Annotated in this window: 25 protein-coding genes; 20 read left to right on the plus strand and 5 right to left on the minus strand. The window is 38.3% G+C overall.

Going from position 1 to position 25994, the window contains the following annotated elements; genetic code table 11:
• Positions 1 to 235: 235 nt before the first annotated feature.
• Entirely contained in the window at positions 236 to 733 is a 498-nt protein-coding gene (locus MWU84_RS00250) for a metallophosphoesterase family protein (protein WP_246896229.1), read from the plus strand.
• 285 nt (positions 734 to 1018) lie between these two features.
• Here the strand turns inward: MWU84_RS00250 and MWU84_RS00255 are convergent, their stop codons facing one another.
• Positions 1019 to 1429, minus strand: a complete 411-nt coding sequence (locus MWU84_RS00255) for a DUF4293 domain-containing protein (protein ID WP_246896237.1) — start codon at positions 1427 to 1429, stop codon at positions 1019 to 1021.
• A gap of 197 nt (positions 1430 to 1626) precedes the next feature.
• Between MWU84_RS00255 and rho the strand changes: the two genes are divergently transcribed.
• The 4 genes from rho to MWU84_RS00275 all read left to right on the plus strand — a co-directional run bounded on the left by rho (position 1627) and on the right by MWU84_RS00275 (position 6173).
• Positions 1627 to 3312 carry a transcription termination factor Rho gene (gene rho / locus MWU84_RS00260; RefSeq protein WP_246896240.1) on the plus strand — a complete coding sequence of 562 codons (1686 nt, stop codon included), beginning with the start codon at positions 1627 to 1629 and terminating at the stop codon, positions 3310 to 3312.
• 236 nt (positions 3313 to 3548) lie between these two features.
• A complete protein-coding gene (locus tag MWU84_RS00265) occupies positions 3549 to 4241 on the plus strand; it encodes a hypothetical protein (protein ID WP_246896243.1) in 693 nt (230 codons plus the stop codon).
• 31 nt (positions 4242 to 4272) lie between these two features.
• The gene (locus MWU84_RS00270; protein ID WP_246896244.1) at positions 4273 to 4962 is read left to right on the plus strand and encodes a hypothetical protein; all 690 of its coding nucleotides are present in this window, start codon (positions 4273 to 4275) and stop codon (positions 4960 to 4962) included.
• Between the two features lie 602 nt (positions 4963 to 5564).
• On the plus strand, positions 5565 to 6173 hold the full coding sequence (locus MWU84_RS00275) for a nitroreductase family protein (RefSeq protein WP_246896246.1): 609 nt from the start codon (positions 5565 to 5567) through the stop codon (positions 6171 to 6173).
• Between the two features lie 4 nt (positions 6174 to 6177).
• Here the strand turns inward: MWU84_RS00275 and MWU84_RS00280 are convergent, their stop codons facing one another.
• Both MWU84_RS00280 and MWU84_RS00285 read right to left on the minus strand, forming a co-directional pair.
• Positions 6178 to 7539, minus strand: coding sequence for an NAD-dependent succinate-semialdehyde dehydrogenase (locus MWU84_RS00280; RefSeq protein ID WP_246896249.1), 1362 nt, complete (start codon positions 7537 to 7539; stop codon positions 6178 to 6180).
• An 86-nt stretch (positions 7540 to 7625) separates the two neighbouring features.
• On the minus strand, positions 7626 to 8915 hold the full coding sequence (locus tag MWU84_RS00285) for a DUF2254 domain-containing protein (RefSeq protein WP_246896256.1): 1290 nt from the start codon (positions 8913 to 8915) through the stop codon (positions 7626 to 7628).
• 484 nt (positions 8916 to 9399) lie between these two features.
• On the opposite strand from MWU84_RS00285, the gene MWU84_RS00290 reads away from it, so the two are divergent.
• The 9 genes from MWU84_RS00290 to MWU84_RS00330 all read left to right on the plus strand — a co-directional run bounded on the left by MWU84_RS00290 (position 9400) and on the right by MWU84_RS00330 (position 17075).
• Positions 9400 to 10284: a mechanosensitive ion channel family protein gene (locus MWU84_RS00290; protein ID WP_246896262.1), complete on the plus strand. Its 885-nt coding sequence runs from the start codon at positions 9400 to 9402 to the stop codon at positions 10282 to 10284.
• 138 nt (positions 10285 to 10422) lie between these two features.
• Complete coding sequence (locus MWU84_RS00295; protein WP_246896265.1) at positions 10423 to 10584, plus strand: DUF1328 family protein; 162 nt, start codon at positions 10423 to 10425, stop codon at positions 10582 to 10584.
• 69 nt (positions 10585 to 10653) lie between these two features.
• Positions 10654 to 10845: a hypothetical protein gene (locus MWU84_RS00300; protein WP_246896268.1), complete on the plus strand. Its 192-nt coding sequence runs from the start codon at positions 10654 to 10656 to the stop codon at positions 10843 to 10845.
• Between the two features lie 187 nt (positions 10846 to 11032).
• Positions 11033 to 11353, plus strand: coding sequence for a hypothetical protein (locus MWU84_RS00305; RefSeq protein WP_246896271.1), 321 nt, complete (start codon positions 11033 to 11035; stop codon positions 11351 to 11353).
• A 285-nt stretch (positions 11354 to 11638) separates the two neighbouring features.
• On the plus strand, positions 11639 to 12202 hold the full coding sequence (locus MWU84_RS00310) for an AraC family transcriptional regulator (protein ID WP_246896280.1): 564 nt from the start codon (positions 11639 to 11641) through the stop codon (positions 12200 to 12202).
• A 12-nt stretch (positions 12203 to 12214) separates the two neighbouring features.
• On the plus strand, positions 12215 to 12661 hold the full coding sequence (locus tag MWU84_RS00315; RefSeq protein ID WP_246896282.1) for a response regulator: 447 nt from the start codon (positions 12215 to 12217) through the stop codon (positions 12659 to 12661).
• A gap of 13 nt (positions 12662 to 12674) precedes the next feature.
• Positions 12675 to 15254 carry an ATP-binding protein gene (locus MWU84_RS00320; RefSeq protein ID WP_246896286.1) on the plus strand — a complete coding sequence of 860 codons (2580 nt, stop codon included), beginning with the start codon at positions 12675 to 12677 and terminating at the stop codon, positions 15252 to 15254.
• Positions 15255 to 15669: 415 nt separating this feature from the next.
• Entirely contained in the window at positions 15670 to 15810 is a 141-nt protein-coding gene (locus MWU84_RS00325; protein ID WP_246896288.1) for a hypothetical protein, read from the plus strand.
• 233 nt (positions 15811 to 16043) lie between these two features.
• On the plus strand, positions 16044 to 17075 hold the full coding sequence (locus MWU84_RS00330) for a response regulator transcription factor (RefSeq protein ID WP_246896291.1): 1032 nt from the start codon (positions 16044 to 16046) through the stop codon (positions 17073 to 17075).
• A 250-nt stretch (positions 17076 to 17325) separates the two neighbouring features.
• On the opposite strand, the gene MWU84_RS00335 is transcribed toward MWU84_RS00330, so the two are convergent.
• Positions 17326 to 17814, minus strand: a complete 489-nt coding sequence (locus MWU84_RS00335; protein ID WP_246896292.1) for a DNA starvation/stationary phase protection protein — start codon at positions 17812 to 17814, stop codon at positions 17326 to 17328.
• Between the two features lie 347 nt (positions 17815 to 18161).
• Complete coding sequence (locus MWU84_RS00340) at positions 18162 to 19733, minus strand: hypothetical protein (RefSeq protein ID WP_246896295.1); 1572 nt, start codon at positions 19731 to 19733, stop codon at positions 18162 to 18164.
• Positions 19734 to 19929: 196 nt separating this feature from the next.
• Between MWU84_RS00340 and MWU84_RS00345 the strand changes: the two genes are divergently transcribed.
• From MWU84_RS00345 to MWU84_RS00370, 6 genes are all read left to right on the plus strand, one after another.
• Positions 19930 to 20400 (plus strand): hypothetical protein, encoded by a 471-nt coding sequence (locus MWU84_RS00345; RefSeq protein ID WP_246896297.1) that lies wholly within the window; start codon positions 19930 to 19932, stop codon positions 20398 to 20400.
• Positions 20401 to 20638: 238 nt separating this feature from the next.
• Entirely contained in the window at positions 20639 to 21382 is a 744-nt protein-coding gene (gene fabG, locus MWU84_RS00350) for a 3-oxoacyl-ACP reductase FabG (protein WP_246896299.1), read from the plus strand.
• Positions 21383 to 21446: 64 nt separating this feature from the next.
• Complete coding sequence (locus tag MWU84_RS00355; RefSeq protein WP_246896301.1) at positions 21447 to 22235, plus strand: glucose 1-dehydrogenase; 789 nt, start codon at positions 21447 to 21449, stop codon at positions 22233 to 22235.
• A gap of 57 nt (positions 22236 to 22292) precedes the next feature.
• A complete protein-coding gene (locus MWU84_RS00360; RefSeq protein WP_246896303.1) occupies positions 22293 to 23627 on the plus strand; it encodes an enoyl-CoA hydratase-related protein in 1335 nt (444 codons plus the stop codon).
• 86 nt (positions 23628 to 23713) lie between these two features.
• Complete coding sequence (locus MWU84_RS00365; protein WP_246896305.1) at positions 23714 to 24892, plus strand: acyl-CoA dehydrogenase family protein; 1179 nt, start codon at positions 23714 to 23716, stop codon at positions 24890 to 24892.
• A gap of 5 nt (positions 24893 to 24897) precedes the next feature.
• Positions 24898 to 25980 (plus strand): phosphotransferase family protein, encoded by a 1083-nt coding sequence (locus tag MWU84_RS00370; protein ID WP_246896308.1) that lies wholly within the window; start codon positions 24898 to 24900, stop codon positions 25978 to 25980.
• Positions 25981 to 25994: the final 14 nt, after the last annotated feature.

A 25994-nucleotide genomic window follows, 5' to 3' on the forward strand; every position in this document is an offset into this window, starting at 1 on the left:
AATTTAGTATATGGTTGGCAAAGATACTTTTTCTAAGGCAGAAAAAAATACTGGGCTTCAAAATACAGTTTAAGTAATATAGTAAACTAACAAGATGGACACTCATTGGCAGGGGAGGCTTTAAATAATTTTGCAATAATAAATTGACTCCACCCCTTTCAATTGATCTCCATAGCATACTTTGCAAAACCTTTAAACCATTAACTTTGCCAGCCTGCTAATTTCAAATCGTAATATGAAAAAAATACTGTTGCTTTCGGACACCCATAGCCATTTGGACGAAAAAATATTGAAATATGCCAAGGAGGCAGACGAAATTTGGCATGCCGGGGATATAGGGACTTTAGAGGTAATGGACACCCTAAAAAAAATAAAGCCCGTAAGAGGAGTCTATGGAAACATAGATGAACATAAAATCCAGTTGGAATATCCGTTGGACAACAGGTTTAAATGCGAGGATGTTGATGTCTGGATGACCCATATTGGTGGATATCCCAACAAATATAATGTACGGATCAGGGAAGAGATAAAAACGAATCCGCCAAAGCTCTTTATTTCTGGACACTCCCACATCCTAAAGGTAATGTGGGACAAAAAACTAAACCTTTTACATATGAACCCCGGAGCATGTGGTATCCATGGTTTTCACCAAATACGGACCATGCTGCGATTTGCCATAGACAAGGAGAATATTAAGGATCTGGAAATAATAGAACTGGGGAAAAGGGGGTAAAATAATCACAAGCGGGAATGAGGTAAGGGAATTTAGAATTTGGATGGAATAATCTATTGCCTGTAAAAACTTCGGGGCAAGCCCGGGAGGCTTTGTATGGGAAAAAAATAAGTCAATGAAACAAGCTTCTAGGCATATAACCTAAATATCACGCTTTTTTCGGCGGGATTAGTTTCACTAACTGCTTTAAATTAGCTGCAAGCCACTTTTTAAAACAGAGTTTCACTAATAAAAAACCCGGGCACTACCCCGGGTTCACGCACTAATACTACTAAGATGTTAGGCTTAACGCAATCGATCAACAGATTTTACAAGATCTTCATCCTTTTTTATTGCCCTGTTGGCCAGGACTAAAAAAACGATAGAAAATACAGGAATCAGCATCCCAATACCCTTCTCAGAAACAATAGTTTCTCCGGATAAGTTTAGTGATCGGTAAACGAAAAATCCTAGTAAAAAAAGATTCAATATCATATTCAACCTGTTCACTACAAATTGATTTTGTCTATTCTTATATAAAACTATTCCCACCAGTCCAAGGACCGCCACGGCATAAAAAGCAATTGAAATAAACACTTCATTCTCCGCGAATATTTCATTTCCAGCAGCATCAGACCATAGATTTACAAAAAACGGAACAACCGCCCCTAATATTATAACTACGATTAAATAAACTGTCTGAATTCTTTGAATCATACTTTTTAAACCAATTTAAAAGCAAAAATAAGCGTCTTTTTAAAAATTATCACCTTAATATTGAAAATAATTTGTAATATTGCTACGTTATAAGTCAGATTACTTACCAACAGGGGATCTCATTCCCTTTATTATCCAAAAAACAAGTACAACATACACTTCATATTTTCGTAATAGTATAATTTATTCAAAACTTAATGTTTGAGATTTCAGATTTAAAATCAAAAAAGCTTCCTGAGCTTCAGGAAATAGCCAAGGGCCTAAATGTTGCCAAGTTTAAAACTTTGAAAAAGCTCGATTTAGTCTATCAAATTTTGGATGTACAAGCATCGAATCCAAAAATTGTTCAAGAAAGAACCGATGTAACTACAGAGGAAAGCAATACTCCCAAACCTAGAAGATCTAGAATAGTCAAGTCCAAGCCAAAAGAAGCGGGGACAAAAGCTGCCGCACCCAACAAACCAGAGAGGAAACCTGTTGAAACAACAGAAAAAACAAATACTCCCAAAGAGACCTCTACTGTTGTTGAAGAAAAGAAAGAGGACGGCAAACGTGAAAGAAAACCGCGCCAACACAGTAATCCTGTTCAGGCGAAAAAGGAATTTCAGAAAGGTGCACCACAACAAAATGCAACCCAACAAAATACCCAACAAGCCAACAAGCCACAGCATAAGAAAAATCCCCACCATCAAAAAAGCAATGTTGACAAAAACAACAGCAATTTTGATAAAGACCTAAAAAACAAATACAAAGAACCGGAATTTGAGTTCGACAGTATTATTGAAAGTGAAGGTGTGCTGGATATTATGCAGGATGGCTATGGGTTTTTAAGGTCTTCGGATTACAACTATCTTTCTTCACCGGACGATATTTATGTATCCCAGTCACAAATTAGACTATTTGGCCTAAAAACCGGAGATACCGTACTTGGAAATGTACGTCCGCCCAAAGAAGGTGAAAAGTATTTCCCACTTATTAAGGTCAATAAAATAAACGGAATAGATCCCCAGATAGTTAGGGATAGAGTTTCTTTTGAACATTTGACCCCATTATTCCCACAGGAAAAATTCAATCTTGCCGAGAGGCAAAGTACCATTTCCACAAGAATAATTGACTTGTTCAGTCCTATTGGCAAAGGTCAAAGAGGTATGATCGTATCCCAGCCCAAAACTGGTAAGACCATGCTTTTGAAGGATATAGCAAATGGTATTGCGGCCAATCATCCAGAAGTATACCAGATAATTCTTCTAATAGATGAACGCCCGGAGGAAGTTACGGACATGCAGCGAAATGTTCGAGGAGAGGTTGTTGCCTCTACCTTTGATAAAGAAGCCACAGAACATGTGCGTGTTGCCAATATTGTTCTTGAAAAAGCAAAACGCTTGGTAGAATGTGGTCATGATGTAGTTATCCTATTGGATTCCATTACCCGTCTGGCCCGTGCCTACAACACGGTACAACCTGCTTCAGGAAAAGTATTAAGTGGAGGTGTTGACGCCAATGCCCTTCATAAACCAAAGCGTTTCTTTGGTGCAGCCCGTAATATTGAAGGCGGAGGTTCGCTATCTATTATAGCTACCGCCCTTACTGAAACTGGCTCTAAAATGGATGAAGTTATTTTTGAGGAATTTAAAGGAACTGGTAACATGGAATTACAATTGGATAGAAAAATATCCAATCGAAGAATATTCCCGGCCATTGATCTTACATCGTCAAGTACAAGAAGGGACGACCTTTTACTGGATGAAAACACGATTCAAAGAATGTGGATCATGAGAAAGTATTTAGCGGACATGAATCCGGTAGAGGCCATGGAATTTATTGAACAAAGATTCAAGCAGACCAAAAACAACGAAGAGTTTTTGTTGACCATGAATCAATAGAACCCATAAGCATTACCCCTGTAAAATAAGGGACTGTCTTAAAATCCCATTTGGCTTGTTAGCCGAATGGGATTTTTTTGTTTTCACCCCACAAGTAAAAATGTACTTATTTTTTAAGTGATTTTTTTAGATGTACAATAATCAGTAATTTAACCAATAATTTAACAAGTGTTTTCCCCCAACGCTTACCACTAAATAATTACTTTAATTAACAACTAATTGTAAACATTTAACTTATGAAAAACCTAAAAAGAATTCAGGCAAAATTATGCTTTGGGGCCCTTATTATTTTTGGCTTCACTTCCTGCGAGCAAAAAAAGGAAAAAACACCAGTGACCGAACCTGAACCGATGGAAGTTAAGGCTCCGGAACAGATCGTTACGGTAACCCAAGCCAAAATTATGTACGACGCCTACGGAGAGCGAAGGGTGGGCCTAATTGAAAACTACGAAAATGAACTTGCGCCGGAGAAGAAATTTGATGTGGCACGTTTTGGCTATTATGACTACAAGACCATAAAGGAGTACATGAACTACATTGAACAAGAGGCTAAAAAGGCCAATGTTGAGATATCCTCCCTGCGTTTTTATTTTTCCAATTATCCTGATAAAAAAACTTTTGAAGACGGCAGGGAAATAAAACATCCAAAACAAAATTCATTTTTTATCATCCCTGCTGTAAAGGACAGGAATGATAGGGAATACGGATTCTATATAAGGGAGGAGGACGATGGCAAAAATGTCCCCGTATTACTGACAGATAATTTGGAACCCAAAAAAGATGGAGCAATGGACAAGATGCAGTCCGGGGAAAGTAAATCTGAGGCTTCATTTATGCCGAGCGCTTCCCCTACTCCATTCTACGCCAGAAATAAAAGTCTGGTTTTAAACGAAGCCAATATGGTTCCACCACCATATCATGAGGATTAACAAGACCAATTAACCCCAGATCGAAGCAACAATGGAAATATTGGATACTATTTTAGAGAATTCCAGTCAACCTCTCTATGCTGTAACCTTATTAATCGCTTTAATAAAATACCCAAAATATTACAGTACTCCTTTAAAGTATTTTCCAATACTTTTAATGTACACTTTCCTAACGGAATTATTGGGGTATTTTACAAAGCACTATGAGGTATTCCATATTTCCATTTTTTCCTCCTTCATTAGGCACAATGTTATTATTTACAATATCTACAACTTGGTCTTTTTTAGCTATTTTTTTTATGTGTATTGGAGCTACATTGGCAACAAAAAGTATAGAAAATTTATAATATTTGCCGCCATATTTTATCTATTGGTCTCCTTAATTAATCCGTTTTTTCAAAGCTTTAAACTAGAATCACAGGTTTATAGTTATTTGGCGGGAGCGTTGGCCATTATAATATGCATTGTACTCTTCTTCATGGAGCACCGCAATAATAGTAAAACATTGGACTATAGGTTTACAGGTATTAAATGGATAAGCATTGGGCTATTAATTTTTTATGTAGGTTATTCCCCCATCAAAGCCTCTAGATTTTATAATTATACCTACCAAATAAATGAATATGTTCATTTAAGAAGAATGCACCTTTTATTGATCCTATTAATGTATATCAGTATTATCATCGGGTTCCTGAGAATGAAACGAAAGTTTTGGATCTGAACTAGGTTTAGTAAGTACCGAATGCTTTTCTATTTTTTAGCAAGCCAATGTCAAAATAGCTCACCCATTATTCCCGGCACTTTTTCGATTAGCCAAGATACAGCGCCCGTAAAATATTCGGGCTAATTCCCATTTAGCCCAGAAAACCCACCAAAAATCATTGTTGAAAGAATCAAAGATTATAGGTTTTGGGTCAATAAATCAATAACCAAGTTATTAATATTGATAGAGAATTTAAGATTTGCCTTAGTTAAAATCTTCATTGGCGATTAGTTTGGGAATCGTACAAATAATGGTCTAGACATCTCTAACACCCATTATGGGCAGCAAAAACAACTCAAAAAAATTTAGAACAAAAAAGCCCAATAAGCCGCGCTAAGCCATAAAGTTTGTTTCCCCAATTAAGGTAAAATCAATCGAGGGCTTTTTGATAAAAAAGAAAAACCAATGAAACCAAATCCCAGAGCAAGTCCAGTAAATTTTCTTAAGAGCAGAATACCTGCACAATAAGAAATAGCTTTGGTACAACCCTTACCCCTATCGGCCAATTTAATCGAAAAGAAATAGAACCCTAATAACAGAAAAATGCTAAAACAAAAAATATGACAGCTCCAGAACAAATTCAGTTAGAAAATATTGCAGACTCCGATTACGAAATATTTGCACTCCTTAAACAGCGATACAGCCCTAGGATTTTTAAGGATAGAAAGGTTACCGAACAACATTTACATCAACTATTTGAAGCTGTACGTTGGGCACCAAGTTCCAACAACCTACAGCCATGGCGATTCCTTTATGCGGAAAAAGGTTCAGAGGCCTATGAAAAAATTGTTGATAACCTAACAGAGTCCAATAAGACTTGGGCCAAAAATGCCCCGCTACTAATGCTAACGGCATTCCATAAAAAAACTGATCAAGGAAAAGAAAATTTCCATGCCCTTCATGACTTGGGCCTTGGATTGGGAGGGATGACGGTACAGGCACAGTACATGGGCATAGCCATGCACCATATGGCCGGTTTAGACCATAAAAAAGCCCAACAAGTCTTCAATATCCCGGAAGAATTCCATATTGTATCGGCGGTTGCCATCGGATACTATGGTGGGGAACTGGATGATCTGCCTCAAAAACTTCAGAAAAAAGAAATTAGAGAAAGACGACGTATGCCCCAAAACGAATTTGCGTTTAAAAATAGATGGGGTACAGACTAGACTTTTACTTTCTTATATAAACTGTCTTTTTGTTCACAAACTCCAAAATACCTTCTATGGAAAGCTCACGACCAAATCCCGACGCTTTTGTACCTCCAAAAGGTAACCTTGGATCGGATTTCACCATTTCGTTGATAAAAAATGCACCATCCGGTATATCCCCAACTATCTCCCTAGCAGATTTTATATCCTCGGTGAAAAGCATGGACCCCAGACCAAATTTAGAACTTGTCGCCAAGGCAATAGCTTCTTGCCTATCTTTTGCTATAACAACAGCCGCCACCGGGCCAAAAAGCTCTTCATCAAAGGCGGGCATACCAGGGACTACCCCAGTAAGAACCGTAGGTTCGTAATAGGCACCGTCACGTTTGTTTCCTAACTTAACTTGAGCTCCTTTATCCAAGGAATCTTTGACTTGTTGCTCCAAGGTTTTTGCCAAGTCCTCCCTGGCCATTACTCCTATATCCGTATGTTTATCCAACGGATCTCCAGACTTCAGGGTCTGAATTCTCTTGGAAAATTTGGCTAGAAACTCCTCATATATGGCTTCGACCACTATGAATCTTTTTGCAGCAATACAACTTTGACCGGTATTTTGCATTCTGGCCATTACCATAGTATCCAAATACTTATCCAAATCGGCATCTTCCCAAATTATACAGGCATTGTTCCCACCAAGCTCCATAACGCATTTTTTCAAATGCTTTCCTGCCTGGGCCGCAATTGACCTTCCTGCCTTCTCACTCCCTGTAAGGGTTACCCCCTGGACAATTGAATTACCTATGATTGATTCTAGCTGTTTATGGTCCGCAAGTACATACTGAAAGCTACCTTGGGGATAACCCGCCGAAAGAAAAAGCGCTTGAAGGGCTGCGGCACAACCAGGAACATTACTTGCATGTTTTAATATTACGGTATTACCGGCAGTTAGAGTGGGTGCCGCGAAACGGATAACCTGCCAAAATGGAAAGTTCCAAGGCATAATAGCCAATACACAGCCAATAGGGTCATAACTTATAAAACTTTCGTCCGCTTCAGTATCTATGAGATCGTCTGCCAGAAACCGAACGGCATTCTTGGCATAAAAATCGCAGACCCATGCACATTTTTCAATTTCTGCAATACCCTGGGCTATAGGTTTTCCCATCTCTTTGGACATTAGTTGGGCATAGAATTCTTTATTTTTCAGCAATGCGTTTGCCAGTTTTTTTAACAGTCCAGACCTATGTTCCACGCTTTCATTTTTCCAGCCTGGAAAGACCTGTTGCGCCTTATCCAAGACTTTATTGATATCTTCATCTGAAAATTCTTTGTATTTTCCCAATCGCTTGCCATCATAGGGGCTTACAGATTCTATATTTTCCATTCTACTTTTTTGTTTAATAATTTTAATTAAAACAGCTAAGATGTTACTATTACATTGTTCAGTACTTTATTCAGTAATGGGTCATTCTAAATCGAAGCCAAGATATTTTCCCTGTCCAATTTATTGGTAATACTTTCCTCAACATCCATTCTTAAGGCCTGCAATTCCTTTTCCACCACTTCTTTATTTTCCTTTGAAATTTTGATATCCTGTAAAATATATTTTAAAGCTCCCAAAAGGGCCAGTACTACAGAGCTATCTTTTTTTCCATACAAGCGGATGGGCTGAACAATCATTTGCATTAATTCTTTGGCCATAAGGTTGTTCTTAACCAGAATCATCTTTCCTTCCCTCAAAGAATTGGATGTTTTGTTTGGAAACCTCATCGTTTTCATAAGTAAGGGGGCCAATTTGTTAATAGAATCAATAGCAGTTCCCGGATCATTGATCCCTGGGGACATGGCCTTGACCGCTATCTCCATTAATTTAATAAATCCGCCAATACCATTATCTTGGTCATTGCGGTTATTGGACAGATTAACACACAATAATAAACCTTCTACCTCCTTGGCTTCAATCGATTTCTTAACCAGCAATAGGGGCATTCCCCTATACAAATACTTGCCTACATAAGGCAGGATTTCTACGTAGCCGCCCTTTTCATAATAGGAATCACTTATCAACGATGCGTCAAATCCCCTAAAATAGCCGGATTTGTGTGAATAAATTGTTTCAAAGTCCTCCAGATTATCCAACTGCAGTGCTTTAAGTCCTACTTTTGAAGCTTTATAGTCTTCGTATTCCTGGTCCAAAAATCTCGCGCTAGATCGAAAAATATTGTCTATAATATTTTGAATTTGAATGGATGTGGAAATACTATGTATAAAATAAACGAACAATCCAACACAAAATACCCCGAAAATTGAGGCTAACATGGTGGAAAATCCTACCAAGTCGCTATCCAACCCCTTAGCGCCAAGAAAAATTAAGACGATAATGCAATATAGAAGTGTACCTATGTAAACTCCTAAAATTAATTGATGTCTTTTGTTAGAAACCAAACTGGGCAATAGCCTTGGTGAAAAATTAGATGAGGCTTGGCTCAGTACTACCATGACCATAGTAAAACTAAATACGGTCAAAGAAAGAATGCCCCCTATAAGTGTGGTTAAAATAGCTCTTGCAGTTTCATAATCTCCAATAAAAAAATAAGGAGTCCGCTCTTTAATGGTTTTGGCCAAATTCCAACTTTCAAACTCCAACATCAGCAAAGCAAACAGAAAAAAACCAAATGCGATGAGCACCGGATAAAACGCTATGCTCTGTAACACCCTACTATAAAGCACTTTCAATAATTTGATGATGGACTTCAACATCTTGCATTCAGATTAATGTTACCTAAAGATAATCAATAGCCCTTCTTCGTTTAGCCCATTCCCATAAAATAGTAATCTAAATGATGATTGTTTCGGTATCAAAAAAGTCTGTCCCCTGATTAAAAAACAAACCGCGAATCTTGCATAAGAGTTAACAATAGTTAGAATACAGCACATTTATTATACCTCTCCAACCTAACTTTGAGATCAAGAAAGAAGTTTGCACTATTCCATTGGCAATCAGGTAAGCCTAAATTTCGGGGGACATTTGGGAATAATCGTATTCTTCGTTGAATTACTGTGAACTACAAAAGTAATTCATGTAGGATGGTTAGGTTGGTTGTTAAATAATGGTTCCGATACACTTAAATATCGGAGCCATTTTTTTTGGATAAGCTCCTATTATAGCTGTATATTTAATAATCAAGAAGGTTTTTCATAAAAATCTTCTTAACTTCTAAACAACATCAAAAAAGTACTATTTATGGATTTAAAGATCGATGAAGCCTGGGAAGAAATGATTAACAGACTGGCGTCTTGGGTAGACAGTTTAATAGTGAATTTACCCAATATTATTTTGGCTCTGCTTGTATTCACCATCGTGATTATACTTTCCAAATACTTTACCAAACTTACTTGGAAACTATTGGAGAAAAGTAGTTTACAAAAATCCATGAAGAATTTAATTGCCAAGTTAATATCAGTATTGGTAATTCTGACGGGATTATTTTTAGTTCTAGGAATCTTGGACCTGAGTAAAACTTTAAATACAATTCTTGCCGGCGCAGGGGTGGCGGGACTGGCTGTAGGTCTAGCCTTGCAGGGTGCCCTGGCCAATACCTATTCTGGAATAGTGTTGTCATATATCAAGCACATAAAATTTGGGGATTGGATAGAGAGCAACAGTTATGAAGGGGAGGTGATCGATATAGATCTAAGGGCGGTAACCATAAAACAATCGGACAACAATTTGGTTTATATTCCGAACAAATTGGTTTTGGAAAACCCAATCAGAAATTTTTCCACTACGTCCCAATCACGGGTTATCCTTACCTGTGGTGTTGGTTATTCCTCCAATTTGGAATTTGTACGAGACTTGGTATGCAGGACTATTGCGTCTAATTTTGATAATGTTGAAAATAGCAAGGAAGTTATTTTTCTTTATACCGAATTTGGGGATAGCTCTATTAATTTTGAAACTCGATTTTGGATTCAATCCACCTCGGCCATAGAGGTACTAAGGGCCAAGACAATTGCCATGATCGCCATAAAAAAAGCCTTTGACGAAAACGATATTAATATTCCATTCCCTATACGAACATTGGATTTTCCTGAAAATTTTAAGCTCAACAACAACACAAACAACTGACTTAAAATAAGTTACAACAATGCCATCTGTGTTAACTATTAATGTGATAAAGTTAAACAATGTGATTCTATAGCCCGAGATTTGTTATACAAATTGTTTTAAGGACAGTTTATAGTAATAACCTAAAAAACATATATCATGCTACGATGGACAGTAACATTTGTAATATTGGCAATAGTTGCCGCAATTTTTGGATTTGGGGGAATTGCAGCGGGAGCAGCGAGTATTGCCAAGATCTTATTTTTTCTTTTCCTGATTCTGTTTGTAATCTCATTATTTACCGGAAGAAGAAAGATATAAACGGGGCAACTCTGTAAAAATTCACAAAAAAATTAAGTAAAAAAGGTACATAATCCTAAAACTACAACAATGAAAAAATTTATAATATCCTTTTTATTCGCTTTACTATTTACACTTTCATTATCCACTTTAAATAGCTGTAGGGAAGAAAAAACTGCAGGTGAGAAAATTGAGGATGGAATAGAAAGTGTAGGCGATGGTATTGAGGAAGGTGTGGAAGAGGTTGAAGATGAAATAGATGATGCCACAGACGACAATTAAAAAAATCTTTTTATTTGGTTAGATTTTGTTATCAACGGGCATTTTCCTTTGCGGATCTTGTCCGTTTTCAATTATGCTTAAAATAATTGACTAGGCAAAAGACAGGTTGGTAGGAGTAAAACGGCCAAAACTATTACCAAGAAATTAAATTGAAAGATAAGTTGTAATTAAATTAAAGAATATAAAGATGAAGAATGAATTCGCTAAGAATGAAAAAGAAATTATTGAAGAATATCAAAAAAAAGGCTTTAAGGGCAGCTACAGGGTAGAGAACATGAAATTGATAGATTTGAAGACAAAAACTGCGTATTCGCCCCAAAACGTGACTATTTTGGAGGAATATCGCTTTGAAGGAATGAGCAACCCTTCTGACATGTCCATTTTATATATTTTGGAAACCAATGATGGCAGTAAAGGAACTGTCTTGGCCAATTATAGCCCATCCAGCAATATTGAAACAGCGGAATTTTTCAAGGAGATCCCCAAAGAAAACTACTTAGCCAACTAAAAGAATATTTCCCATGGTAAAGCTATCAAAGTTTAAAAAGTCATAAAATGTATTCCCTTTTTCCATAATGGCCGAAAAAATTATGATCTGTCTTACAAACCCAATAAGCCATGGAAAGTATTGGTCATAAAATTTGCCTTGGGTATCAGTGAGCAGTACAATTGACAAAAAGTTCAATGAGCGGTTTAATTGAATTTAAAAATTCATCATCTTTGTGTATATCGCCTACATTGTTTTCCTAAGTTTGTAGGAAAAGCTCTAAATGGCCCTTATTACACGCAATCAATGAGAATCTACCTGAAATTTGATTTTAAACACATCTGTAGAACGGTGTTAAAGGAGCAATTGGACTCCCTAGGACTGAAGTACACAATTTATGGCGTTGGAGAAATTGAATTTAATAAAATACCCACCCAAAAAGAAGAACAGGAAATGACCTCGCTTTTGGGACATTACGGCATAGAAATTATGGATGACCAACAAATGGAATTGGTGCAACGTATAAAAGATGCGGTTACAGAATGGATTCATGATGAAGAGAACCCCAAACTATATAATTTTTCCACATATCTTTCTGAAAAGTTAGATTATTCATACACTTATTTGTCCTCTGTATTCTCTGAAGCTACCTATTCTTCTATCGAAAACTTCGTAATATTAAGAAAAATAGAGTTTGTTAAAAGTTTTATCCTTCAAAACAACCTGACCTTAACGGAAATAGCTTTTAAACTCAACTATAGCAGTGTATCCCATTTATCGGCACAATTCAAGAAAACGACCGGACTAACCCCTTCCGCTTTTCAAAAAATCATCCTTAAGAGGAAAGAAAGAGCATTATCACAAAAATAACCAGACCAAAATATGCCCCTAAATACACTAAACATAGCTTTGGCCGATGATGACGAAGATGACAGAACATTGTTCAAGGAGGCTATGGATGAAATAAAAATCAAGACCAAGCTATCCCTCTTTAATAATGGAAAAGAGTTGATGGATTATTTGATCTTGCCAAATGTGATCTTACCGGAAATAGTATTTCTAGATCTAAACATGCCCATCAAAAACGGAATGCAATGCCTTGATGAAATTCGAAACCACCCTAAACTTCAGGACCTATTGGTGGCCATATATTCAACATCCTCTTCTGAAAGCGACATTGAAGAAACCTTTGTGAACGGTGCCAATATTTATATCAATAAGCCCAATAGTTTTGGGGCCTTAAAACAAGTCATAGAAAAGGTTTTACAACTCAATTGGCAATACCACACCTCGGCCCTTAATAGGGATAATTTTTTATTACGGATCTAAAATGGGTTAAGGCATGCCAATAAGAAAAATAACATCTTCTCCAAAAGTACTTGCCGTCTCCCTTATTTTGGCCATTGCCCTTCTTATGTTTCTAGGAAGCATAAGTTACAAGCAGATTGTACAACTTGGCGAATCTGCAGACATGGTTTCCAATACCTTGGAGGTCGACATGGAAATAAATCAACTTTTTTCCTATTACGCCCAAATGCAATCTACGGAGCTTAAAAACTTGCTATCCCAGGATACCTTGGGCATTTCCTCATATGAAATATATAAACCGGAAGTACAGGGCTCCTTTCTTAAACTTAGGGAATTGACCCAAAATAATCCCGTTCAGCAGAGAATTCTACATTCCGTAGAATCATGGCAGGACAGCCTTTATAATTCACTAAGTATTATAGCGAATATTCCATTTCAAAAATCCAATTATTCTTCAAAAGATCGAATAAAAATAAACAATGTTTCCCGGTCGATTACCCAGCTAAATTTGCTAAGAAACCAAATGTATCAAGAAAAACAAATACAACTTGCAAAGCGTAAAGAAGAATATAGATCCCAAATTTCATTTACGCCCATGATGACTTTGCTCTTGGGTATGTTTGCCTTGTTCATTTTCATTATCTCCTTTCTGCAGATCAACTCACAGCGAAAAAAAACTGCTACCGCGGAAAAATTCCTTCAAAATATATTAGGCAGTACGGACAATGTCATCAGTTATTTTTCGCCTATCTACAATACTGCTGGCCAAGTAAAAGATTTTACCATTGAATTTTCCAACGAAAAAATAGAGTCCGTCCTCGGGCGAAAACCCATCAAAATAGCACAAAGAAAAATGTCGGAACTTATTCCCATCAATTTTAAGAATGGCATCTTTGATGAATTGGCAGCTGTTATTGAAGATGGGACTACCCGTAAATTCGAAAAATATTTTGCCTATAATGGTAATAAGTTTTGGTTTACAACCACTGCCGTAAAAATGGAAAACGGGGTTTTAACCACTTCGGTCGACACAACTTCCGAAAGAATGTTCACACAGAATTTAAAGAACTTGAACGAGCAATTGGAAGAACAAAATAACAATTTGGTCGAAACCAAAGCCTTTTTGAATAATATCCTTGAAAGCACCAGTAACACCGTTAGCCATCTGACTACAGAGCGGGACGCCAATGGTAACATATTGGATTTTAGATATTTGTTTACCAACAGCAATAGTGAAAAGTTATCCGGTAAATTGGTAAGTGAGGTAATAGGTAAAACCATATCCACAATCTTCCCTTATGTCCATGAGGCAGGACTCTTTGACCTCATGGTAAAATGTGCCAACAATGGTACCATTGAAACACATGAAACCCAATATACTTTAAAGGGGAAGCGCGTGTGGATTCACACCACCATTAACAAACTTAATGACGGCATTACCCTTACTTCCTACGAAAGCACCCAGATAATTCACGCCAAACAACGTCTACTGGAACTCAATGAACAATTAAAGGTGCAGAATTCCATTTTAAACGATGCAGAGGCCGTTGCCAAAATTGGTAGTTACCGATGGAATATTAAAACCATGGAGGCCACCATGTCCGAAAATTTTTTCAGACTATTGGATTGCGAACCCAATGAGTTTATCCCAACACCAGAAAATTACAGACCCTTTATTCATCCTAAAGACCTTAAGGTTTACGACGAAAAACTAAACCTGGCCTTGGAGAAGAAAATAATCAGCAATTTTACCTATCGCATTATAACCAAAAATGGGAAGGTAAAACACCTTCAGAATTCAGGCCATTTTTTAAAGACCGAATTCATTGGAGTTGTAAAGGATATCACCAAAGAACTAAAAAACGAACAAAAACTAAAGGACAAGAATCTAGAGCTAAAACGTACCAATAGTGAATTGGAATCTTTTAACCGTGTTGCCAGTCATGACCTCCAGGAGCCTTTAAGGAAAATTCAGATGTTTATCTCAAGGATAATGGATTCCGATTCAGGAAGTTTAACGAAACAACAAGCGGAATACATTGATAAAGTTAAATCCTCTGCCAACCGAATGCAGACCCTTATTAAATACCTCTTGTCCTATTCCAGAATTAACAAGAAGAAGAAAGATTTTGTAAACGTAGATCTTAATCTTGTTATGGAAAAAGTACAGGAAGATTTGGAAGCCTCTATTAAAGAGACCGGGGTAGAATTTGTTCTGGAAGATCTTCCAGAAGTAAAAGGTGTCCCTTTCCAGATAGAACAACTTTTCAACAACCTGATCTCAAATTCCATCAAATACCACAGCATTCTTGAAACTCCGAAAATAGAAATCTCCTGTAAAAAATTGGAACGTACCGAAATTCCTTATGATTTTCAGAAAAAAGCCAAGCTGTACTACTGTATTTCGTTGAAGGACAACGGTATTGGTTTTGATCAGGTAAATTCCCATAAGATATTTGAACTATTCCAACGCCTTCACCAAAAAAACGAATATTCAGGCACGGGAATTGGATTGGCCATTTGCAAAAAAATTGTGGAAAAACACAAGGGGCATATTGTAGCTCACGGTCAAATAAACAAAGGAGCGACCTTCAACATCTATTTACCTACCTAAATAGATCATACTCCTACGGTTTCTATTTACCCAGACTATTCTCCCTTTAGGCGAAAATTGGTCATAAAACTATCCACATGGCGAACCATTGTTCTTGGTTGGCTACTTCCCTATACATCATTACGATAACATCTTAGCCTATTAAATGTTGCCATGGCTTGAATCTAAGAAAAAACTCCCACTTTTGGTACTGATTCTAGCTCCTTGGCTACATTTTACCAATCAGAAGTGCTATTGCAATTGCTACAACAATCTTACTCAAGTGTTGATCCTACCCATTATAATCTTGCCTTTTTTAATGGATTTCAGGGTTTTTCATGGAATTATATAACAGAATAAAAAAATTGTATAACACACAGGGCTGCTTCATTTTGGAACTTTGTTCTAGACAATTAGAAATTTAAAGACAACCAACATGAACAAGACAACAGATCCATATCAATTGAATTCTAAAATCGGTAAAAGTTGGACTTTGGATTCCAAGGACAGCAGAAATAATGGCCTCCCGGATAATTTCATCATGGGTATGACCAATCAAAATATAGAAAGCAACTAGATATAAGATTTATATCATTCGAAAGGCTATTTAAACCTTTACAATCATCATAATATAGAAAATGTCGAAAATGTTGGTTATAGCAGCAATAATAATGTTCTTACTATGGGCTATAGGCTTTTTTATATTCAACATTGGCATGCTAGTACACATTTTCCTCTTATTGGCAGTGGCTCTTTTTATAATCAGGGTAGTAAGGGATAAATGAAGTAATAATCTTAAAATACGAAATCATGAAAATTGTATATCTTAAAACAAACAATATTGCTAACATATTCAATCAGTTACAACAAGACTTGGGTGGAAAATTAAAAATTCGACCCCAGGAGTATAATCTTGAATTACACAATAATTTGGTAAGCGGTGTCATCAGCGGAGTGTCCTTTAAGAATAATATATCTTTTATGGAATACGACATTGTCTTCAAGGAAGATATGCTTCTTATCAATAACATGCCGATTACCAATCCTATTCATTTTATGTATTGTGCCAAGGGGAGAATTAGTCACAGTTTTGGCATTAAAGGAGAAAAAAGACATTTAAACCAATTCCAAACAGGAATTTTCTCCAGTGACCCCAGCAAGGATACGACCTTGTTCTTTAAGAAAAATGAAGCCGTTAAACTTTCCAATATAATGGTGGACACACATGAAGTTGGTCCAGATGATGAAGGTATAGATCTATTAAGAAATCAGTTGCTGAAAACCTTTATGCCAAAAACAGGACATAACATTTTTGCCTATTCCGGTTCCTATAATCTAAAGATTGCGGAAAAAATGCAACAATTAAATGCCCTTACCGAAAAGGGATTGGTCCGAAATCTATTAATAAAAGGTATTGTACATGTTATGTTGGCAATGGAAATTCAACAGCATAAAGAAGATAAAAGGAATGCAAAAAATAATTTTGGGTCCTTGACCAAAGATGAGATGGATGATATAAAAGAGCTATCAAATTTCATTAAGAATTATCCAGAAATTCAGTACAGTTTAAAATACCTTAGCAACAAGTCCGGACATTCACCTGCAAAATTACAGGAAGGCTTTAAACTGTTATTTAATAGGACAGTTACTGATTACATCAGAAACATTAGGGTAGAAACGGCAGAAAATCTCATTAAAACCACAGACCTCAACATTTCCGAAATTGTTTATAGTGTGGGGCTTACCAGTAGAAGTTATTTCTCTAAAATTTTCAAGGAAAAATATAATTGTAGTCCTAAGCACTATCAGGATCACCAAAATTCGGTAGCTGTTACAGCCTAATATATAGCTAAGTTTAATTACACAACCAGTCTAATGACTGGTTTTTTTGTTTATTAAATCCTGTTCATACTACATTCATCCTTATTGGCCCACCTGTATTTTTCCCCTAACCAAACTTGGTTAAAGTCTTGGCCGGAATATTCATTTATTGGATTCGGAACCACCATCATATACAGCTTTAATAAAAAAAAAACGGCAGGAGATAATTTCCTGCCGTTCCAAATAAGTTGTAAATGTGTCTAATTACTTATTAAAAGGTTTTTAAGGAAGCCCTAAGCATCCAGGACATCTGCTCATGTAATTGCATGATTCCGGTTATAAAATCTGCCGTACCCTCATCATTGTGCTCCTCTGCATTTTCACTGATACTTTTTCTGATGAACTGAATAATGGTAGCATGATCCGCCAATAAAATTTCCATAAAACTAGCGCTATCGTTCTTTTTCGGATTTTCATCCTTCAAATGTGAGAGTTCTAAAAACTCCTTTAAAGTACCGGGAGAATAAAACCCCAGCATACGGATCCTTTCGGCAACCTCATCCACAATTTTTTCTATTTTATTGTATTCTTCCTCAAAAAATACATGCTTGGTATGGAAGTCGATTCCCTCTACATTCCAATGTGCATTCCTTAGTTTTGTATAAAGCAAATATTCGTCCGCCAAAAGCTTACGAAGCATTTCAACAACGGCTTTCCTATTTTCTTTTTCGATTCCGATAGTTGCATGTGTTGTTTCCATAATATCTATATATTTTTATTTTATTGTTAATAACAACAAGTTAAGGCGCTTCCATCGGAACCATTGATCGAAACAATTTTTTGCTTTGCTCTTTTAAAATGATGCCCATGTTTTTGGTAGAACCAAGCTAGAAGAATACAAAACTGACTGTCCCATGCTCTTTTTAGCATGATTTTCTCTTTGTAGTAAACTAGCTCGGGGCAAGCCTGTCTACCGACAAAGACAGGCCCGAAAAGCATTGAAAGGAACCTTATTTTAGATTTCGAAGCCTGCCTGAACGAGCAAGCCCGCCTAAACGGAACGGGCAGGTAAGCGCCGGAGCGTTTTAATCTCGCTTATCGCGTAAATTATTCCTTTTTGCCATTACCGGTAAGTGTGTTGACGATCCCGTCCATTACATTGAGCCATAAATAATTAAAAAATGATTTGGTATTATCCCTCTCTGCATATATTTCCCCATACCTGTAGCCCTGTTTGTCCGTTTTGGAGCCGTCATTGGTGAAAATATTACCAACGAAGGTTAGCAGTTTATTTACTCCCGTTCTATCCTTTTTAAGAACGGTAAATCGAAAATCCTCATAGTTCATTTTCATATCGCCACTAGAACTAATTGCATCGCCACTAACTGTAAAATACAATTCTTGTACATCCCCTTCGGCCTCTGTACGAAGATTGGATCTTAAGAATTGATTGATGCTTTCGGATTTAAAATCGGTGACAACGCCAGATACGAAAAATGCATCGTTCTCCTTGTTGGCATCAAAATTCCATGTTAGCTCAATCGGGGCTTCACCCATGAGTTGGGCCATAACTTTAATTTGGGTCTTTTCTCCATTTTCATAAGTATTGGAAACATTGTACATGGTAGCCTCAAGATCGGCAAATACAATCTCTCCAGGTAATGTCCCGCTTTTTACCAATTCGGAATAGGCAATATAACCATCGTTGATCTTTAGCTCGGAAACATTCAGATCAAAGGGCAACTCGCGTAACATACGGCTGTATAGTTTTTTTTGTTTATGGTCATCCTGAACTAGCTTATCGCGATATATTTCCATTTTTGGTTTTTGGAGAGCCAACGATGAGGAGTTTAGAAAAAATCGCTCTTTATTAAATCCAAAGTCCATATTGACCATCCTAAGCTCGGGGATTTTCAAATCTATGTGATCGTGCTCTTTGTCCAATTTACAGGAAAGGGCAGTCTTATTATATTTGGACTTCAAGGATAAATTACTAAGTTGCAATTCTTTGTTCTTGATATTTGTGTCGCTTAATGTTAGCCCTTCGTATGGTCCAAGATCTGCAAATACCATGCCCGTACTCAAATTGTAATCCACATAGGAAAATGGTATTTCCCGTTCTATAGTTTCCTTATCCAATTTTAGATTTTCAAGGGACAAATTCAAATTTTCCACCGAGAAAACTATAGAATCCCTGCCCTTTTCCAAAATCCTGAATTCGCCATCCTCAATGGACAATCGGGCTATGGACAAAGTTCTTTCCATGGAACTGTACGTTGCTGCAATCCCATTGTTTTTAACTTGACGTTCTCCTTGATAATAATCTGTTTTTGGTTTTGACAATCGAATTTCACGAATACTTATTGTGTTTCCAAATATGGCTTGGTGAAAGCCTATACCCTTTAGGTCAATAGCCTCGAGGCTCATCCCCGCTTTTCTAAAATTGGCATCCTTTTCCAAAATATCCAACCCAACCTCAGTTAATCTTACCGAACCCCGTATCAGATTTACCTGAATTTGGTCATAGGTCAAATGGATATGATCTGGTATTTGTTTGCTTAGATAATTTTCAATATAACCCTTGGCCCTCAATTGTAGGATGGTCAACAAAAGCAGTATCAGGACTACTGAAACAGTGATGATCCAAACTATTCTTTTTTTCAGTTTGCTGTCGGCCATAATCAAGTTAAAAATAAGAACTACTATCCGCAAAGTACGCGCATGCAATTTTTAATTAATGCTCCAACCAAATTAAATATTGACTTTTTCCAAAGAGTTAGTCTATGAATCCAATGGAGTCATAATTAGTATTGATGGGGACAATACGGTAGCCAAACAATATCTATTCTTGTAAAAAATAAAAACAGTCATAATCATGAAGAAGATATTAAGTGTTTTAACAGTTATAACAATGACAATTGTGGCGGCCAATGCCCAATCCGTTTCCAAAAACGCCCTAGGTTTAAGGCTTGGGGACAATGACGGATTTGGAGGGGAAGTATCCTATCAAAGGGCAGTATCGGACAATAACAGACTTGAATTTGATCTAGGTTGGCGCGATTCCAACAATGTTGATGCTTTTAAATTGGTTGGACTCTATCAATGGGTGATGCCAATAGAAGGGCTGTTTAACTGGTATGTGGGCGCTGGGGCCGGGATAGGCTCCTTCGATTCCCCAGGAGGAGATGGCGCTTTTGCCCTTGTGGCAGGTGACATAGGTATAGAGTGTAATTTTGATTTTCCGCTTTTGCTGTCCTTGGACATACGTCCAGAACTTGGTTTTAATGATGACTACTCGGACGATCTGGATTTGGATATCGCCTTAGGTATCAGGTATCAGTTCTAAAACTGATTAAAAATTAAAACAACATATACCCTAGAATCAAGTTCTTTGATTTCTAGGGTATTTTCATTCTATAGTAGCTTAAAGTGAACCCATAAATAATTTCAAACTTTTAATTATCCAGATCACCAGTAGTAATTACCGCTGTTGCCCCCTATCAATAATACTTGTTACTTCATTAGAGTTTGTCTTCAAAGTTTTTTAAATTACTGAATTAAAATCAGTTAAATAATTAATAAGAATGAAAAAACTAGAGGGGCAGGTTGTAATCATTACCGGTGGGGCAAGAGGCATAGGTGAGGGAATCTGTAAAGTCTTTTGTAATGAGGGGGCCACTGTAGCCCTATGGGATGTGCTGGAAGAAGGCCAAAAAACCGCGGACAGGATTGCTAAGAACGGTGGTAAAATATTCTACCAAAATGTGGATGTTTCCAGCCAAGAATCTGTTGATAAGGCTGTTGCCAAGGTCATTTCCGAATATGGAAAGATAGATGTACTTATTAACAACGCCGGAATAATTCGTGACCGATCTATTTTAAAAATGAGTCGTGAGGAATGGGACCAAGTTATGTGCGTAAATGTTGATTCCCTTTACATTACCGCCAAAGCGATAGTACCACATATGAAGACCGCCAATTATGGCAGGATTATTTCCGCCTCCTCCGTGAATGCCTTTCAAGGCGCCTTTGGACAGACCAACTATAGTGCCAGTAAGGCTGCTATAGTAGGCTTTACACATTCCCTGTGCAGGGAAGTTGGCAAATACAATATTACTGTTAATGCCATTGCCCCAGGATTTATTAAAACTGAAATGACGGATTCCATGCCTGAAGATGTCATACAGACAGGAATCTCCATGATTCCGGTGGGCCGCATTGGCACCCCGGAAGATATGGGACATGCCTATCTCTTCCTGGCTTCCAAGGAAGCCGGATTTATAAGCGGGCATACCTTGCACGCCAATGGTGGTGCCATGCCAATGTAATACAAGCCCATTGCACAACCAATAAAACACTCAATACTAATAGTACTTTAATATTACAAGTGGGATGCAAACTAGGATAAAACAAAAATTCGATTTAAAGAACAAGGTAGCCATTGTCACCGGTGCCAGTAAGGGTATTGGGGAATCTATTGCCAGAGGTCTAGCCGAATACGGAGCCAAGGTGGTCATTAGTTCCCGTAACCAAGAAGCAGTTGACCAAGTGGCAAACAATTTAAAAAAGGAAGGGTACGATGCCTTGGGGATAGCCTGCCATGTTGGTGATGAAGACCAATTAAAAAAATTGGTTGAGGAAACAATGAACGCTTATGGAGGGGTGGACATCCTAGTGAACAATGCCGCCACCAATCCGTTTTATGGCCCCTTGGACACCATGGAGAACGCCCTATTCGACAAAATAATGAACATAAATGCCAAGGCCCCTTTCCAGTTGGCCAATCTATGTTATCCCATTATGAAAAAAAGCGGAGGCGGTAGTATCATTAATATTGCTTCGGTGGAAGGAATGAAACCAAGTGTTGGATTGGGATTGTACAGTGTTAGTAAGGCGGCCTTGATCATGTTAACCAAATCACAGGCAGTGGAATGGGGCAAATTTGGAATCCGTTCCAATGCCATCTGCCCAGGACTCATCAAGACCAAATTTAGTTCGGCCCTATGGCAGAACAAAAAAATATTGGATCAAGTAACCCGTCATTTACCTACAGGAAGAATGGCCGTTCCGGACGAAATGGCCGGCCTGGCCTGTTTTTTGGCTTCTGATGCTTCCAGCTATTGTACCGGATCGGTTTTTACGGCCGATGGCGGGCATATGATTGCCGGTGGATTCAATTAGTCATTGGACAAAGCTTAGTTCAATCCAAACAATTTAAAAGGACATATATCAAACCAAATGGAAGAAGAAAAATCGATCAATAAGGCGTACTCCACAGAAATTTCACAACTGTCGGATCTGACCCATTACCTAGGCAAGGAATTGGGGCTATCCAATTGGATAACTATAACCCAGGATATGATCGACACCTTTGCCAGAACAACGGACGATAACCAATGGATTCACGTGGATCCAGAAAAATCCGCCAAATATTCCCCCTATAAAAAAACGGTGGCACATGGATTTTTGGTCCTTTCCCTAGCCTCAAAATTCTGCTTTGAAACCCTCAAGATAAAAGATATTGCGATGGGGGTAAATTATGGATTGGACAAAGTGCGGTTTATGAATGCCACCCCTGTGGGCGCCTTATTAAGGGCTCGTGTATCTTTAATGGAATTCAGCCCTTTTGAAGGCGGGGCCAAATACAAATTAAAGCTTGTATTTGAGCTTAAAGGGGAAGAAAAACCGGCTTGTGTAGCCGAGTTTATTGCCCAAGCCTATGCAAACCCAAATAGTAAAAAAACAAGTTCGGCACCTAAAAAGGTCGCTCCAGAAAAAATTGAAAGCAACAATAATGAGAGTGTTCTTTTTGAAAAGGAAGGCGATATTGGAATTATCACCCTTAACAGGCCGTCAAGATACAATGCGGTTACTGACGATGTCGTGCACGGAATTACTGCCGCTATCAACATAATCCGCAAGGACGATGACATTCGGGCAGTGGTTATTACAGGAGCCGGAAAAGGTTTTTGTGCCGGTGCGGATATGGCGGTATTCGGCCAAGTTACACCCGAAGAAGGCAGGGCATATATTACCAGTACCTACCAACCTTTAATGCGTACACTTTTTACACTTCGCAAACCCATTATCGGGGCCATTAACGGAACTGCGGCCGGAGTAGGAGCTTCCCTGGCCCTTGCCTGCGATTTTAGGGTAATGTCCAAAAGCAGTGCTTTGCTGTACGCCTTTATTAATATAGGCTTAGGCCCAGACGGAGGGGGCAGTTGGCTTTTGGCAAGACAAGTAGGATATAGCAAAGCATTACAAATAGCCGTGGAAGGCAAAAAAATAATGGCTGCACAATGCCTGGATCTTGGCCTCACCAATAAATTGGTACAGGACGATGCCGATTTGCTTAAAACCGCCAAAAATTGGGCCCATGAATTGGCCAAACTGCCCACTTTAGCTGTTGGTGTTACCAAAGAAGATATGTTCTATGCCATGGGACATGATCTATATGATACCATTGCTTATGAAGCGGAAAAACAAGTTGCCACTTTTGGGAGTCGCGATTTTGCAGAAGGTGTCAATGCCTTTTTGGAAAAGCGTCCCGCTAAATTTATTGGCAAATAACTCATTATTTAAGATAGAGCTACCATTTTCAAAAGATATCCTAAGCTGATTATACATGAAGAACGGAGCTTCCAAAGACTAAACAAATGAATTTCGAAGATATAAAAAATAGGATAAAAGCCTTTGTTAAGGAGGAACTATTTCCTTTGGAACCATGGATATTAAATTGTAGCTGGGATGAAAAACTACCAAAGCTGAATGAACTTCGCAAAAAAGTAAAAGACGGCGGACTTTGGCTACCCCAGGTCCCAAAGGAATACGGGGGTTTAGGGCTAAGCAATACCCAGCATGGGGAAATCAGCGAAATTTTAGGTGCCAGTCCCTACGGACATTATTGCTTTAATTGTCAGGCCCCTGATGCCGGCAACATGGAAATATTGATCGAGTTCGGGACCAAGGAACAGAAAGAGGCATACCTCTACCCTCTTCTAGCAGGAGATATTAGGAGCTGTTTCGCCATGACCGAACCCGATTATGCAGGCTCCAATCCTGTAAATATGGGCACAATGGCCTTTAAAAAGGATGGCCATTATATAATAAACGGTCATAAATGGTTCACCACCGGTTTTGACGGGGCCTCATTTGCCATTGTAATGTTGATAACCAATCCAGAAGCATCAGAAGCGCATAAAAAGGCCAGCCAAGTAATTGTACCAACAGATGTTGCAGGCGTTGAATTTGTTAGAAACATCTCTATTATGGGCCATTCCGGTGGTGGCTGGGAAAGTCATTCCGAAATTAAATTCCATAATGTAAAAGTGCCCTTGACGAATGTATTGGGCGGAGATGGCGAAGGATTTACCATTGCCCAAAAACGATTGGGACCGGGACGTATCCACCATTGCATGCGTTGGATGGGAATATGTGAACGCTCTTTTGACCTAATGTGCCAACGGGCCGTGTCCAGGGAATTGGCACATGCAAAAACCTTGGCCGATAAACAGACCGTCCAAAACTGGATCGCAGAATCCAGGGCCGAAATTAATGCTGCGCGATTATTGATCCAGGATGCTGCCCATAAAATTGATACTCAGGGAGCTTATGAAACCAGAAAGGAAATATCCATCATTAAGTTTTATTGTGCCAACGTGCTTCAAAAAGTGGTAGACCGTGCCATTCAGGTCCATGGTGCCTTAGGCCTAACGGACGACACCATCCTGGCTTTCTACTATAGGCATGAACGGGCTGCCCGAATTTACGATGGGGCCGACGAGGTGCATAAGAGCAGCTTGGCCAGACAGATTTTAAAAGAATACAGAACCTAAAAACCATGTTGAATACTTGGAACGATAAATCCACAGCCGTCCGAAAAGGGGAAGAGTTGCGAATGGACAATTTGCAATCCTATTTGCAGCAATTTTTTACCACCAATGGAGATCTAACAGTGACCCAATTTCCAAGTGGTTATTCCAACCTTACCTATTTGGTACGACTTGGCAATATAGAATATGTGCTACGAAGACCGCCCATTGGTGCCAATATAAAATCCGGTCACGATATGAAGCGTGAATACGACATATTAACGGCCTTAAAACCAAATTATGGTAAAGTACCCACGCCGATACTTTATTGCCAAGACGAATCCATTATAGGCTGCCCCTTCTACTTGATGGAACGGGTGGAAGGGGTTATTTTAAGGGCAAAAATGCCGGTTGAAATGATTCCCTCCAAAGTACTGATGCAGGGCATATCGAACAGTTTTGTAGATACATTTGTTGATCTTCATCAACTGGATGTAAAGGAAATAGGTTTGGATGATTTTGGCAAACCCCAAGGATATATGGAACGTCAAATTGAAGGTTGGACCAAGCGATATTACAAATCCAAAACCGATGAAATTCCCAGAATTGAAGCTGCCGCCAAATGGTTGGGAGAGAATATGCCCAAGGAACCAAAAGACTATTCCCTGATCCATAACGATTTTAAATACGACAATTTGGTGCTTGATGCCCAGGATTGGACCAAAGTAAATGCGGTGCTGGATTGGGAAATGGCCACAATAGGAAATCCGTTGATGGATCTTGGCACCACCTTGGGATATTGGGTCAACCCCAATGACCCTGACTTTATGAAGGCCTTAAACCTAACCCCAACTCATCTTCCCGGTAATCTTACACGGGAAGAAGTAGTGCATCAATACGCAATAAAAAGCGGAAGCGAAGTAGGCAATATTATCTTCTATTATGTCTACGGCCTGTTCAAAATAGCAGTAATCATCCAACAAATATACTTTCGCTATAAGAAAGGATTTACTCAGGACCAGCGCTTTGCAAAACTCATCGATGGAGTAAACCTGCTTGGAGAAATAACACAAATGGCCATAAACAAAAAACGATTGGACCGTCTTTTTTAAACCTTTTGTGCGTT

The sequence above is a fragment of the Arenibacter sp. F20364 genome (genome assembly GCF_023015905.1).
GTDB lineage: Bacteria > Bacteroidota > Bacteroidia > Flavobacteriales > Flavobacteriaceae > Arenibacter.